Raw genomic sequence first — 13,268 nt, 5'->3', positions numbered from 1 at the left:
GGGGCCGCCGTTCCTAGCGTCGGAGGCCAGCTCGTCTCCCGGAAGGAACACCCATGGAACTCCTCGAACGCCACCGTGCCCTGGTCGGCCGCGCCGCCTGGTTCTCCGCGTGGTTCGGCCTCGTCCTCGGCCAGCTGCACGCCCTCGCCCGGTTCCGGACCGCCGACGGGCGCTCCGACCTCGAGTCCGGGCTCGTGCGCGCCTGGGCCGAGCCGGCCGACGACGCCCTGCACCAGCTGCTCGGCTGGGCCGACGCGGACCTCGTCTACGTCACCTACGGCAAGCTCTGGCTGCCGGTCTTCGTCGCCTTCTTCCTCTGCGCGCTGCTCGTCCACCGGCAGCGGCGGCCGCGCGGCTTCGAGAAGGGCGCCTGGCGCGTCGTCCTCGTGGCGTACGGCGCCGCGTGCCTCAGCGTCGTCGGCGAGTACTGGACCCAGTGGTCCGGCGACCCCAACGCGCTGCTCGACACGGTGTTCCTGGTGTCGATCCCGGTCGTCCTCGTGACGATGCTGGGCTCGACGGTGCTGGGCGTGACTCTGCTCCGGCGAGGCGTCCGGCCGCGCGCCTCGGCGTGGTTGCTCGCCCTGGCGTTCCCGCTCGCGCTGGTGGTCACGAGCGTCACGTCGATGGGCAACATCGTGCTCCCGATCGCCTTCGCGTTCGGGTTGCTCGGCCGCCGGATGGCGCAGCCGGTGCCGGCGGCACCGGCCGCGAGCCCGGCGGCCGCCTGACCGCTACACCAGGTAGGGGGCGAGGTCACCCGCGAGGTCGGCGTTCACGCGCCCACGGACGCGGGTGCCCTCGCCGGTGTGCTCGAGGGCCTCGACCTCGCCGTTGGTGTGGATCCGGTTGAGCAGGTCTCCCCGCTCGTAAGGCAGCAGCGCGTCGAACTCGACCCCTGGCCTCGGCAGCTCGCCCTCGATCGCGGCGAGCACCTCGTCGATGCCCTCGCCCGTGCGGGCGGAGGCCACGACGGAGTGCGGCTCGGCGGCCTTCAGCCGGGCCAGCACCAGCGGGTCGGCGGCGTCGGCCTTGTTGATCACCACGAGCTCGGGCACCTTGTCGGCCCCGATCTCCCCGAAGACCTCCCGCACGGCGGCGAGCTGGCCCTCCGGGTCGGGGTGCGAGCCGTCGACCACGTGCACGACCAGGTCGGAGTCCGCCACCTCCTCGAGCGTGGAGCGGAACGCCTCGACCAGCTGGTGCGGCAGGTGGCGCACGAACCCCACGGTGTCGGACAGCGTGTAGACCCGCCCGTCGGAGGTGGTGGTCCGCCGCGTCGTCGGGTCGAGCGTCGCGAACAGGGCGTCCTCGACGAGCACCCCGGCACCGGTGAGCCGGTTGAGCAGCGAGGACTTGCCGGCGTTGGTGTAGCCGGCGATCGCCACGGCGGGCACCGCGTTGCGCCGCCGCTCGGAGCGCTTGGTCTCGCGGGTGGTCGCCATGTGCTTCAGCTCGCGCCGGAGCTTGGCGATCTTGGTGTTGATCCGGCGCCGGTCGGTCTCGATCTTGGTCTCGCCGGGACCGCGGCCCCCGATGCCGCCGCCCTGCGAGCCGACGCGGCCACCGGCCTGGCGGGAGAGGTTGCCACCCCAGCCGCGGAGCCGCTGCTTCATGTAGTTCAGCTGGGCGAGCTCGACCTGCGCCTGGCCCTCACGCGACTTCGCGTGCTGGGCGAAGATGTCGAGGATCAGCGCGGTGCGGTCGACGACCTTCACCTTCACCCGGTCCTCGAGGTTCCTCAGCTGGCTGGGCGCGAGCTCGCCGTCGCAGATCACGGTGTCCGCGCCGGTGTGCTCGACGATCTCCCGCAGCGCGTCGACCTTGCCGCGGCCGATGAAGGTGGCCGGGTCGGGCCGCTGCCGTCGCTGGTAGAGCGCCTCGAGAACCTCGGAGCCGGCGGTCTCGGCGAGGGCCGCGAGCTCGGCCAGGGAGTTCTCGGCGTCCGCCGTGGTGCCCTCGGTCCAGACGCCGACGAGGACGACCCGCTCGAGCCGGAGCTGGCGGTACTCGACCTCGGTGATGTCCTCGAGCTCGGTGCGCAGCGCGCCGACCCGCTTGAGCGCGTAGCGCTCCTCCAGGTCCCACTCGCCCGTGGTCCCGTCGTCCTCGGGGTCGGCCTCGGTCCAGGCGACCGGCTCTTCGTAGCCGGACTCCCAGTCGTCGTCGACCTCGTCGTCGACCTCGTCGTCGGCCTCGTCGTCGAAGAGGTCGTCGTCGAGCTCGATCTCGGTGGTGCCGGGCAGCTCGGCGTCGTAGTCGTGCTTGTTCGTGGTCATATGCCTCCAGGGTCGCACCGGTCTCAACGACCGGCGACCCAATTACCTTCCGCGACGAGGACCGCGGGTCCTGTCATCAGTACCCGGTCGTCCTCGGTCCACGCGATCCGCAGCCTTCCGCCCGGCACGTCCACGTCGTACGCCGACCCGCGACCGAGCCCGTCGGCGAGCGCCGCGGCCACCATCACGGCGCAGGCTCCCGTGCCGCAGGACCGGGTCTCCCCCGACCCGCGCTCGTGGACCCGCATCGCGACGTGGTGCTCCCCGCGCCGTACGACGAACTCGATGTTGACGCCGTGCGGGTAGACGGCCGCGTCGTACGCGGGCTCGTCGAGCAGCGGTCCGGCGTCCGCGAGGTCGTCGACGAACGCCACCGCGTGCGGGTTGCCCATGTCGACGTGGCGCGCCTCCCAGCGGCGCTCCCCCACCGCCACGGTCGTCGTGCCCTCGACGCGCGGGCGCCCCATGTCGACGGTGATGAGGTCGCCGTCGAACGCCAGCCACTTGACCCCGGCACGGGTCGCCACGGGCAGCGGCGTCGCGGGGTCCTCCCCCTCGCGGTCGACGAGGTAGCGTCCTAGCACCCGCACGCCGTTGCCGCACATCTCGCTCAGCGAGCCGTCGGAGTTGCGGTAGTCCATGAACCAGCGCGCCTCACCCCGCGCCGCGACCGCTGCCGGGTCGTCGGTCGCGTCGGTGCGGACGACGCGGATGACACCGTCTGCACCGAGGCCGGCGTGCCGGTCGCAGAGGGCGCGGACCAGCTCCGGACCCGGCTCGCCGGCGGCGCCGTCGGCGTCGGGGAGCAGGACGAAGTCGTTCTCCGTGCCGTGCCCCTTCAGGAACCGCGTCACTCGGGGGCCGGCGCGGTCAGCGCCATCCGGTCGAGCCCCTTGTCGAAGTCGTTGCCGATGAACTTGTCGGGGTTCATCAGCGGCCCCATGATCCGCATCAGCAGCGGACGGGGCCCCTCCATGTGCCACGTGACGACGGTCGCGCCGCCCTGCGGCGTGAGGGTGAACGTGGTGCGGTTGCGCGCCTTGAACGGCTTCTCGAAGACCAGGTCGATGTCGACGAACCGGTCCTGCTCGGCATCGGTGATCGTCATGTTGCCTGCTCCGGCCTTCCGGTTCCCGGACCAGGCGTACGTCGCCCCGCGACCGGACTCGGCACCGCCGTACGAACGGTGCAGGTCGGGGTCGACGTCCTCCCACGGCGACCACCGCGGCCACTGCCGGAAGTCCGCGATCAGCGGATAGACCTTCTCCACCGGAGCCTGGATGGTGCGCGTGCGTTCGACCGTGAAGGTGGCAGCCATGGGTCCTTTCGTACACCCACTCAGCGTGGACGCACCACCAGGGCCGAACCACCGCCGCGGCGCGTCGGCTCCGCGACCGCGACCAGGTTCCGCCCGCGCAGCTCGATGGCCGTCGCCGCACCGATCTCGGCCGCGCTCGTGCCCGGCTCGCCGGCGGGGGTGAAGGTGTGGCCGAGAGCGCCCAGCGCGGTGCCCCACCGGTCGATGAACCGCTGCTCGGCGGTCACGTTCTCGGTGTTGCGCTGCGAGGCCCGCGGCGCGGCGACCGCCTGCGGCAGCCGCATGCCGAGCTCCACGCGGTTGAGCAGCACCTGGAGCACGGTCGTGATGATCGTCGAGCCGCCCGGGCTGCCCAGCGCGATCCACGGCTTGCCGCCGCGCGCCACGATCGTCGGCGACATCGACGACCGCGGCCGCTTACCCGGCTGGATCCGGTTCGGGTCGCCGCGCTCCCACTCGGTGCTGAAGTCGGTGAGCTCGTTGTTGAGCAGGAACCCGCGCCCCGGGACGAGCAGCCCGGAGCCGCCGGTCTGCTCGATGGTGAGGGTGTACTCGACGACGTTGCCCCAGCGGTCGACGACGGTGAGGTTGGTGGTCTCGCGGTTCTCGGTGTCCTCGGCCGTCGACGCGTCGCCGGAGGTCCGGGTCGCGCACCTCCCGTCGTAGCGCCGGACGTTGCCGGGGTCGACGGGCTTGGTGAGCGCCTCGTCGCGCGAGACCAGGCAGGCGCGCTCGCGGGCGAACCGCTGGTCGAGGAGCCGGCCGACCGGGACGTCGGTGAACGCCGGGTCGCCGAGGTGCTCGGCGCGGTCGGCGAACGCGAGGGCGCTGGCCTCGAGGTAGCGGTGGAGCACCTGTGTGATCGACGGCTTGCGGCGGACCAGCGCCTCCACGATGTTGAGCGCCTCGCCGACGGTGGTGCCGCCGGAGGAGGACGGTGGCATCCCGTAGACGTCCAGCCCGCGGTAGCGGGTGCGGGTCGCCGGTGCGACCACCGTGCGGTACCTCGCGAGGTCGCGCGGCCGCATGAAGCCGGCCGGGACCGGAAGGTCGGTGGTCGGGCTGACCGGTGGCTTCCGGACGAGCGCGGCGATGCGTCGGGCGAGCCGGCCCTCGTAGAACCACTTCGCACCGCGCTCGCCGAGCGTGCGGTAGGTGCGAGCGAGGTCGGGGTTGCGGAACCGGTTGCCCACCTCGGGCGGGGCACCGCCGGGCAGGAAGAGCCGCGGGGTCGTGGTGTAGGCCTCGAACCGCTCCTGGTTCTCCGCGGTCTGCAGCGCGAAGGTCCGGTCGACGCGGAACCCGCGCTCGGCCAGCCGGGCGGCGGGCGCGAGCGCCTTGCGCATGCTCCAGGTGCCCCACTTGCGCAGCGCGGTGTCCCAGGTGGCGACCGTGCCGGGGACACCAACGGAGACGCCGCTGGTGACGAGGTCGGGGGTGAACGGGTAGGGCTCCCCGGTCCCCGGGTCGACGAACGCGTCGCGGGGCATCGCGAGGGGGGCGGTCTCGCGGCCGTCGATGGTGCGGACCTTCCCGGTGCGGGCGTCGTGGAGGACGAGGTAGCCGCCCCCGCCGACGCCCGCGCTGTAGGGCTCGGTCACGCCGAGGGCCGCAGCGGTCGCGACCGCGGCGTCGACCGCGTTGCCGCCACGCTTCAGCACCTGGAGCCCGACCCGGCTCGCGGCGAGATCGACCGAGGCCACCGCGCCGCCGGTGCCGCGGGCGACCGGTGCTTTGCCGAGCCCCGGTGGTGCGGCCGCCCGCTCCACGGTGGCCGCCGGCGCGGCAGGGACCGCGAGGACGGCGGTGACCAGGGCTGCGGTCGAGGCGAGGGCGACGAGGGGACGACGGGACCGAGGAGCCATCAGGACCTCCGGGGTGCGGGGGCGCAGGGTGCAGCGCCACGGGGTGCGGGTTCCGGCCTACTCCCCTTGTCGCCCTCCGCACAACCCCTGGCGGGCGCGTCGTCGCGGATTCTGTCGGAGCCCCGTGTCACCGTTCTGGCATGGACGAGGTACTCATGCTCCGAGGGGTGGACGGCTTCTGCCCCGACTGCGGTGACCGACGCGTCCTCGTGCCCGTCGACGAGGACCCCTTCTCCTACTGCTGCACCGACTGCGACGCGGCGGTGGTGCTGCTCGAGCTCTGCGACCCGCCGGTGGAGGTACGCCGCGCCGGGTGACCCTCAGGCCGTGACGGCGGCGACCGCCTGCTCGACGCGGTCCGGCGCGTCGAAGGCGACCCAGTGGATCCGGGGGTCCTTGCGGAACCAGGAGTCCTGCCGGCGGGCGAACTTGCGCGTCCCGCGCACGGTGGCGTCGAATGCCTCCTCCTCGGTGCACGTGCCCGCGAGCAGCTCGAGCACCTGCTGGTAGCCGAGCGCCCGGCTCGCGGTCAGCCCCTCCCGCAGCCCCTGCTGCTCGAGCGCGCGCACCTCGTCGACCAGCCCCGCTTCCCACATCCGGCGGACCCGCTCCTCGATCCGCTCGTCGAGGACCGGCCTCGGACAGTCCAGACCGACCTGCACGGTCGCGGGGTCGGCGTACTCCTGGCGAGGGAGGGTGGCGCTGAACGGGCGCCCGGTCAGCTCGATCACCTCCAGGGCGCGGACGACCCGCCGGCCGTTGCTCGGCAGGATCTTCGCGGCCGCCTCGGGGTCGCGCTCGGCGAGCCGGCGGTGCAGGACGAGCGGGCCGCGCTCCGCGAGCTCGGCGTCGAGCCGGGCCCGCACGGCCGGGTCCGTGCCTGGGAACTCGAACCGGTCGAGCACCGCCCGGACGTACAACGCCGACCCGCCGACCAGGACCGGCACCACGCCCCGCTCGCGGCAGTCGGCGATCGCGGCGCGCGCCCACGCCTGGAACTCCGCCACCGTCGCCGTCCGCGTCACGTCGAGCACGTCGAGCAGGTGGTGCGGGATGCCCCGGCGCTCCTCGGGCGGGAGCTTCGCAGTGCCGATGTCCATCCCGCGGTAGAGCTGCATCGAGTCGGTGTTGACGATCTCGCCGCCCAGCCGCTCGGCGAGGTCGAGGGAGAGCTCGGACTTCCCGACCGCCGTCGGGCCGACCACCGCGACGACCGGCAGGGCGGGGTCGGGGGCGGCCATGGGGCGAATCTTCCCAGGGTGTGGGACAGGTGCAGACAGGGGCTCGCGCAGCCGCCGGAGCCGGGAGTACGGTGCTCCGGTTCACGGACTCGGGACAACGGTGCGGGCCTCAGGTCCTGGTCGAAGCCGTGTGCGCGGCAACCGGCCACACGACCTCGGGACGCCCACGGGGGCACCGGGGAGGGCGTCGCGGGCGGTGACCTGCTTCCGCCGCGACGCCCCGCTCCCCGGGCCCGGCTACCGTTCGGCGCATGGACCGGTTCCAGGTCGTGCCCGCGGCCTACCTGCTGCTGCTGCGTGGTGAGGGCGCCGACCTCGAGCTGCTGCTGCAGCTGCGCGGGCCGGCGACGACGTTCATGGCCGGCCACTGGGCCAGCGCGGCCGCCGGCCACGTCGAGCTCGGCGAGTCGGTCCAGGTCGCCGCGGCGCGGGAGGCCGTCGAGGAGCTCGGGATCGCCGTCGCACCCGACGACGTCGAGCCGCTGTGCACCATGCAGCGCACACTGCCCGGGGTGAACGACCCGGTCGAGCAGCGGGTCGACTTCTTCCTCACCACCCGACGCTGGCAGGGCGAACCCGCCGTCCAGGAGCCGCGGAAGGCGGTCGGGCTCGGGTGGTTCCGCCCCTCGGCCCCGCCGGAGCCGATGGTGCCCCACGAGGGGTACCTCCTCGGGCTGCTCGCCGACTCCCTCCGCACCGGCCGCCCGCTCCCCCCGATCCTCACCTACGGCTTCTGACCCGCTTCTTGGCGTCGAACCGCCCTTCGTGGCGCGCGTCGAGGGTGTCGAACCGCCCCTCGTGGCGCGCGTTTGTGGCGCGGGAGCGTCGGGCACGGTCATCGAAGACCGACTGTCGGAGGAAGGACGCGCCATGAGCACCGATCCGCAGCAGGTACCCGAGCCCGAGGTCCAGCCCTCCAGCACCCCGGAAGGGCCGCAGACCATCCCGGCTCCGACGACACCCGAGGGCGAGCCCGGCCCCGACGCGCCGACCCGCGCGCAGGCCGACGAGAACCGCGCCTCGAACCCCAACAGCACCGGCCCGCACGGGCTCTCGGGCGACATGGGCGTGTCCAGCGAGCGCACCGGCCCGGCCAGCCACGAAGGTCGTCCGGTCGGTGAGGGGCTCGGTGGCATCGAGGGCACGGGCAGTCGAGGTACGGCGGTGCAGCGCACGGACGGCGAGTTCGACAGCAGCCCCACCGAGTGGGACGCCGTCGACGTCTCCCAGCGGGACACGGTTCCCCTGCAGGACGACCCGTCCCGGACCTCTCACGACGGGGACCACATGGGGATCGACCGTACGGTCGGCGAACCGCTCCCCGACCCGATCCAGGACGAGAAGCTACGCCGCGACCCCGAGGGCGCACGCAAGACCACGACCTGACGCGCGCCACGAAGGGCGGCTCAACACCAGCCACGTGCGCCACGAAGGGCGGCTCGACACCTCTGACGCGCGCCACGAGGGGCAGTTCGACACCGACTACGCGCGCCGGAAGTTCCTTCAGCCGCAGGCGGGGGCGGGGGCGAGTGGGGCCGGCGCGCCGACGGTCGGCAGCCCGAGCAGCACGCCCGACGGCTTCGAGGACGTGTTCCGGGCCTCCCACGCGTCACCCGACCGAGTCCGGCGCACGGAGAGCACGGGCGCGTCCGAGACCAGGTGATGCGGCGCGGCGTAGGTGACCTCGACCTCCACCATGTCGCCCGGGCGCACCCCCGGGGCGGTGGTGCCGTCGAAGTGCACGAGCCGGTTGTCGGGCGCGCGGCCGGTCATCCGGTGCGTCGCGGCGTCCTTGCGTCCCTCGCCCTCGGCGACCATCAGCTCCACGCGCCGCCCGACGAGCGCCTGGTTCTCCTCCCAGGCGATGTCGTTGACCAGCGCGACGAGCCGCTCGTACCGCTCCTGCACGACCGCCTTGGGCACCTGGTCCGCGAGGACGGCAGCCGGGGTGCCGGGGCGCTTCGAGTACTGGAACGTGTATGCCCCCGCGAACCGCGCCCGCTCGACGACTTTCATCGTCTCGAGGAAGTCCTCCTCGGTCTCGCCAGGGAACCCGACGATGATGTCGGTGCTGATCGCGGCGTCCGGGATGGCGGCGCGCACCCGCTCGATGATGCCGAGGTACTTCGACTGCCGGTACGAGCGGCGCATCGCCCGCAGGACCCGGTCCGAGCCGGACTGCAGCGGCATGTGGAGCTGCGGCATCACGTTGGGCGTCTCGGCCATCGCGGCGATCACGTCGTCGGTGAACTCCGCCGGGTGCGGGCTGGTGAACCGGACTCGTTCGAGCCCCTCGATCTCGCCGCAGGCCCGCAGCAGCTTGCTGAACGCCTGACGGTCACCGAACTCCACGCCGTACGCGTTGACGTTCTGCCCCAGCAGCGTGACCTCGCTGACCCCCTCGCCGACGAGCGCCCGGATCTCGGCGAGCACGTCGCCCGGACGGCGGTCCTTCTCCTTGCCGCGCAGCGACGGCACGATGCAGAACGTGCAGGTGTTGTTGCACCCCACCGACACCGAGACCCAGGCGGCGTACGCCGACTCCCGGCGTGTGGGCAGCGTCGACGGGAAGACTTCGAGCGACTCGAGGATCTCGACCTGGGCCTCCTGCTGGACGCGGGCCCGCTCGAGCAGCGTCGGCAGCGAGCCGATGTTGTGGGTGCCGAACACGACGTCGACCCAGGGCGCCTTGCGCGTGATCTCTCCGCGGTCCTTCTGGGCCAGGCAGCCACCGACCGCGATCTGCATGCCGGGCCGCTTCGCCTTGACCGGCGCGAGGTGGCCGAGGTTGCCGTAGAGCCGGTTGTCGGCGTTCTCGCGGACCGCGCAGGTGTTGAGGACGACGACGTCGGCCTGCTCACCCTCCGGTGCCGCGACGTAGCCCGCGTCCTCGAGGAGCCCGGTGAGCCGCTCGGAGTCGTGGACGTTCATCTGGCACCCGTAGGTGCGGACCTCGTACGTGCGTGCGCTGTTCATGACCGCACCAGGGTACGTGGACGCGCCGCGGCCCGGTCGTGGGACGACCGGGCCGCGGGCGTGAGGCGTGCGTCAGCGCTTGCGGGTGCGCGCTGCCTTGGTGCCGGTGTCGCTCTCGGCCTTGACCGCCTTGGTCGTCGACGGGTCAACGAGCGGCTCGGTCGCGGGCTGCTGCAGGTCCGCCTCGGCGGTGTCGGGGTTCTGGCCGACGTCGGCTCCGGTCGTGCCGACCGGGGTCTCGACGTCGAGGTCGCCGCCCGGCAGCGCCTCGGCCTGCTCCTCGGCGATCTCGTCGAACTCCGCCCGCTGCATCGCCGCGTCGCCGTGCGACTCGTCGCGGGAGGCCGCCTTCGGCTCCGTGGCGTGGCCGCCCACCGGAGCCTCGTCGCCCTCGGCCGCCAGCACCTGCTCGACGATGTCGACCGGCGGCTCCTCCGGCGGAGCCGGCTCGGCGAGCACGACCTGGGGCTCCGGCGGAGCGGCCTTCTTCGCGGCCTTCTTGGCGGGGGCGCCCTTCTTCGTCGGCCCGCTGCCTGCCTTCTTGGCGGCCGGTGCCTTCTTCGCTGCCTTCTTCGCGGCGGGGGCCTTCTTGGCCGGGGTGGCCTCCTCGCCACCGGCGCGCTCCTGTGGCACCGGCTCCTGGGCAGTGCCGGTCGTGTCCGGGGTCACCTCCACGGGCGCCGCGCCCTTGCCCTGTCGCGCCCGCAGCTTGTCGGCCGCGACGTGCGCCACTCCCTCGGCCACCGTGACCCCCGTGGAGACGGCGGTCTTCGCGAGGCCGAGCGCCTGCCCCGCCGTACCGACAGGGTTCTTGGCGGCTCCGGCCGCCTTCCCGAAGAGTCCTCCGACGATCTTCCTGGACACAAGTGCTCCTTTTCGTCTACTGGTCCTCAGGTGCCCGACGCCTCCGGCACGCAAACCCGGGCGAACATCACTTCGGCTGCATCCGGATCCCTCCGTCGACGCGGATCGTCTCGGCGTTGAGATAGCTGTTCGTGACCGCCTCGACGATCATCGAGGCGATCTCGCTCGGCCCCCCGAGCCGCTTGGGGAACAGCACGCCCTGCGCGAGGTTGGCCTTGAACGCCTCGCTGGCCTCGCCCTCGCCGTAGATCGGGGTGTCGACGAGGCCGGGCGCGACCGTGTTGACCCGTACGCCGATCGCGGCGAGGTCACGCGCCACCGGCAGGGTCATCCCCACCACGCCACCCTTCGACGCTGAGTACGCCGCCTGGCCGATCTGGCCGTCGAACGCCGCGACCGAGGACAGGTTGACGATCGCACCCCGCTCCCCCGTGTCGAGCGGCTCGGTCCGCGACATCGCCGTGGCGGCGAGCCGGATGGCGTCGTAGGTGCCGACCAAGTTGATCGCGACCACCCGCTTGAATGCGTCGAGGTCGGCGGCCGAGGCGTACCTGCCGTCCCTGCCGACCGTGCGCTGCGCCCACCCGATGCCGGCGCTGTTGACCAGCACCCGGACCGGACCGAGCGACTCCGCCTCGTCGACCGCCGCGACGAGGTCCTCGGTGCTGGTCACGTCCACCTTCACGAAGGAGCCGCCGACCTCCCGCGCGAGCGCGACCCCGGCGGCCTCGTTGAGGTCCGCGACGACCACCTTCGCGCCCCGCGCGGCCAGCATGCGCACCGTCGCCGCGCCGATCCCCGAGGCCCCGCCCGTGACGACCGCAGCCGCTCCCGTGATGTCCATGGCGAGACGTTACCGGCCGGTCGCCCCGAGGCCGCGCTCACAACGATTCGGACACGGCACGCCGAACCGCCTGCGGGACCATAGGCACGACCTGCCTGGCCCACTAGGTTCCGAAGGTATGACCAGCGCCGGTGAGACCCGGGCCGCGATCGGCCAGCCCCTCGTGGTCCTCGACCACGTCGACAAGTGGTTCGGTCAGCTCCACGTGCTCCGCGACATCAACCTCACGGTGAACCGGGGAGAGGTGGTCGTCGTCATCGGCCCCTCCGGCTCGGGCAAGTCGACGCTGTGCCGGGCGATCAACCGGCTCGAGACGATCGACAAGGGCACGATCAGCCTCGACGGCCAGCCGCTCCCCCAGGAGGGCAAGGAGCTCGCGCGGCTGCGGGCCGAGGTCGGGATGGTCTTCCAGTCCTTCAACCTGTTCGCCCACAAGACGATCCTCGAGAACGTCACGCTCGGCCCGATCAAGGTCCGCAAGCAGAAGCAGGCCGACGCCGAGCGGCGCGCCAAGGAGCTCCTCGACCGGGTCGGCGTCGCGCACCAGGCGGCGAAGTACCCCGCCCAGCTCTCCGGCGGCCAGCAGCAGCGCGTGGCGATCGCGAGGGCGCTGGCGATGGAGCCGAAGGTGATGCTCTTCGACGAGCCGACCTCCGCGCTCGACCCGGAGATGATCGCCGAGGTGCTCGACGTGATGGTCGAGCTCGCCGAGGGCGGCATGACGATGATCGTCGTCACCCACGAGATGGGGTTCGCGCGCGAGGCCGCCAACCGGGTGGTCTTCATGGCCGACGGCCAGGTGGTCGAGGAGAACGACCCCGAGACCTTCTTCACCCGGCCGCAGTCGGACCGGGCCAAGGACTTCCTCGGCAAGATCCTCAAGCACTGACGCCCTTCTCGAGACCCGCTCGGGACGGTGAGAGAACCAAAGGAGAAGTCATGCGGATGAAGAGAACGATGGCCGCCCTCGCAGGGGCGACGCTGGCGCTCTCGCTGGCAGCGTGCGGCGACGACGACGGCGGTGACTCTCCGGCCACCGTCGAGGAGAACCCTGAGTTCGAGTCGGGCACCACGATGGCGGAGCTGGCCGAGGCCGGCACCGTGACCATCGGTACGAAGTTCGACCAGCCCGGCTTCGGGCTGCTGGGGCTCGGTGACGAGCCGGAAGGGTTCGACGTCGAGGTCGCCAAGATCATCGCCGGCGCGCTCGGCATCGCCGAGGACGACATCGACTGGGAGGAGAGCCCCTCCGAGCTCCGCGAGCAGCTGATCGAGGACGGCACCGTCGACTTCGTCGTCGCGACCTACACGATCAACGACGAGCGGAAGCAGCGGATCAGCTTCGCCGGGCCCTACTACAACGCCGGCCAGATGCTGATGGTCCAGTCCGACAACGACACCATCACCGGGCCGGACGACCTCAAGGCCAACCCTGACCAGAAGGTCTGCTCCGTCACCGGGTCGACGCCGGCGGAGAACATCAAGCAGTACCTCGCCAACGCCGACCAGCTCGTCCTCTTCGACGTCTACGACAAGTGCGCGGACGCGATGGAGGACAACCAGGTGCAGGTCGTGACGACGGACAACGTGATCCTGGCCGGCTTCGTCTCCGAGTCCGACGGCGAGTTCAAGCTCGTGGGCGAGCAGTTCACTGAGGAGCCCTACGGCATCGGCATCAAGAAGGGTGACGTCGAGTTCTGCGAGTTCATCAACCAGACGCTGCAGGAGAACGAGGACGCCTACCTCGAGGCGTGGGACAGCACCGCGGGCCAGATCGAGGGCACCGAGCGGCCGGAGCTCCCCGAGCCCGACCCCTGCACCTGACCGTTCCGTGACGGCCGGCCCGCAGCCACGGCGGGCCGGCCGCACCACCTGACGAAG

14 protein-coding genes are annotated in these 13,268 nt (G+C 72.3%); 6 read left to right on the top strand and 8 right to left on the bottom strand.

The annotated features are described in order from the left end of the window. The first annotated feature begins 53 nt into the window (after window positions 1–53). Entirely contained in the window at window positions 54–731 is a 678-nt protein-coding gene (locus tag FIP57_RS19000; RefSeq protein ID WP_148575119.1) for a hypothetical protein, read from the top strand. A gap of 3 nt (window positions 732–734) precedes the next feature. Here FIP57_RS19000 and hflX read toward each other — a convergent pair whose 3' ends face one another. Genes hflX through ggt form a run of 4 tightly spaced genes read right to left on the bottom strand, consistent with a single transcriptional unit; the run spans window position 735 to window position 5,462 of the window. After that, a complete protein-coding gene (gene hflX, locus FIP57_RS18995; RefSeq protein WP_148575118.1) occupies window positions 735–2,279 on the bottom strand; it encodes a GTPase HflX in 1,545 nt (514 codons plus the stop codon). Window positions 2,280–2,302: 23 nt separating this feature from the next. Further along, the gene (gene dapF, locus FIP57_RS18990; RefSeq protein ID WP_148575117.1) at window positions 2,303–3,133 is read right to left on the bottom strand and encodes a diaminopimelate epimerase; all 831 of its coding nucleotides are present in this window, start codon (window positions 3,131–3,133) and stop codon (window positions 2,303–2,305) included. Next, complete coding sequence (locus tag FIP57_RS18985; RefSeq protein WP_148575116.1) at window positions 3,130–3,597, bottom strand: SRPBCC family protein; 468 nt, start codon at window positions 3,595–3,597, stop codon at window positions 3,130–3,132. The genes dapF and FIP57_RS18985 overlap by 4 nt, the downstream gene beginning before the upstream one ends. Before the next feature lie 20 nt (window positions 3,598–3,617). Next, window positions 3,618–5,462, bottom strand: coding sequence for a gamma-glutamyltransferase (gene ggt / locus FIP57_RS18980; RefSeq protein WP_148575115.1), 1,845 nt, complete (start codon window positions 5,460–5,462; stop codon window positions 3,618–3,620). 140 nt (window positions 5,463–5,602) lie between these two features. On the opposite strand from ggt, the gene FIP57_RS23385 reads away from it, so the two are divergent. Then, complete coding sequence (locus FIP57_RS23385; RefSeq protein ID WP_162529870.1) at window positions 5,603–5,779, top strand: hypothetical protein; 177 nt, start codon at window positions 5,603–5,605, stop codon at window positions 5,777–5,779. Window positions 5,780–5,782: 3 nt separating this feature from the next. Here the strand turns inward: FIP57_RS23385 and miaA are convergent, their stop codons facing one another. After that, window positions 5,783–6,703, bottom strand: coding sequence for a tRNA (adenosine(37)-N6)-dimethylallyltransferase MiaA (miaA, locus tag FIP57_RS18975; RefSeq protein WP_148575114.1), 921 nt, complete (start codon window positions 6,701–6,703; stop codon window positions 5,783–5,785). 251 nt (window positions 6,704–6,954) lie between these two features. On the opposite strand from miaA, the gene FIP57_RS18970 reads away from it, so the two are divergent. Beyond that, window positions 6,955–7,440: an NUDIX domain-containing protein gene (locus tag FIP57_RS18970; protein ID WP_148575113.1), complete on the top strand. Its 486-nt coding sequence runs from the start codon at window positions 6,955–6,957 to the stop codon at window positions 7,438–7,440. Window positions 7,441–7,573: 133 nt separating this feature from the next. Continuing rightward, on the top strand, window positions 7,574–8,089 hold the full coding sequence (locus tag FIP57_RS18965; RefSeq protein ID WP_148575112.1) for a hypothetical protein: 516 nt from the start codon (window positions 7,574–7,576) through the stop codon (window positions 8,087–8,089). A 117-nt stretch (window positions 8,090–8,206) separates the two neighbouring features. On the opposite strand, the gene miaB is transcribed toward FIP57_RS18965, so the two are convergent. From miaB to FIP57_RS18950, 3 genes are all read right to left on the bottom strand, one after another. Then, window positions 8,207–9,679 carry a tRNA (N6-isopentenyl adenosine(37)-C2)-methylthiotransferase MiaB gene (miaB, locus tag FIP57_RS18960; protein WP_148575111.1) on the bottom strand — a complete coding sequence of 491 codons (1,473 nt, stop codon included), beginning with the start codon at window positions 9,677–9,679 and terminating at the stop codon, window positions 8,207–8,209. Window positions 9,680–9,751: 72 nt separating this feature from the next. Then, window positions 9,752–10,543, bottom strand: coding sequence for a hypothetical protein (locus FIP57_RS23380; RefSeq protein ID WP_162529862.1), 792 nt, complete (start codon window positions 10,541–10,543; stop codon window positions 9,752–9,754). 67 nt (window positions 10,544–10,610) lie between these two features. Next, on the bottom strand, window positions 10,611–11,387 hold the full coding sequence (locus FIP57_RS18950; protein ID WP_148575110.1) for an SDR family NAD(P)-dependent oxidoreductase: 777 nt from the start codon (window positions 11,385–11,387) through the stop codon (window positions 10,611–10,613). Window positions 11,388–11,505: 118 nt separating this feature from the next. Between FIP57_RS18950 and FIP57_RS18945 the strand changes: the two genes are divergently transcribed. Together FIP57_RS18945 and FIP57_RS18940 are read left to right on the top strand one after the other, a co-directional pair. Next, entirely contained in the window at window positions 11,506–12,276 is a 771-nt protein-coding gene (locus FIP57_RS18945; RefSeq protein WP_148575109.1) for an amino acid ABC transporter ATP-binding protein, read from the top strand. A 50-nt stretch (window positions 12,277–12,326) separates the two neighbouring features. Further along, window positions 12,327–13,211: a glutamate ABC transporter substrate-binding protein gene (locus FIP57_RS18940; protein WP_148575108.1), complete on the top strand. Its 885-nt coding sequence runs from the start codon at window positions 12,327–12,329 to the stop codon at window positions 13,209–13,211. Window positions 13,212–13,268 lie beyond the last annotated feature (57 nt).

The sequence above is a fragment of the Nocardioides caldifontis genome (assembly GCF_008087345.1).
GTDB classification, from domain to species: domain Bacteria; phylum Actinomycetota; class Actinomycetes; order Propionibacteriales; family Nocardioidaceae; genus Marmoricola_A; species Marmoricola_A caldifontis.
The sequence above is the reverse complement of the archived record's forward strand: the minus strand, read 5'-3'. Positions and strand labels throughout refer to the sequence as shown.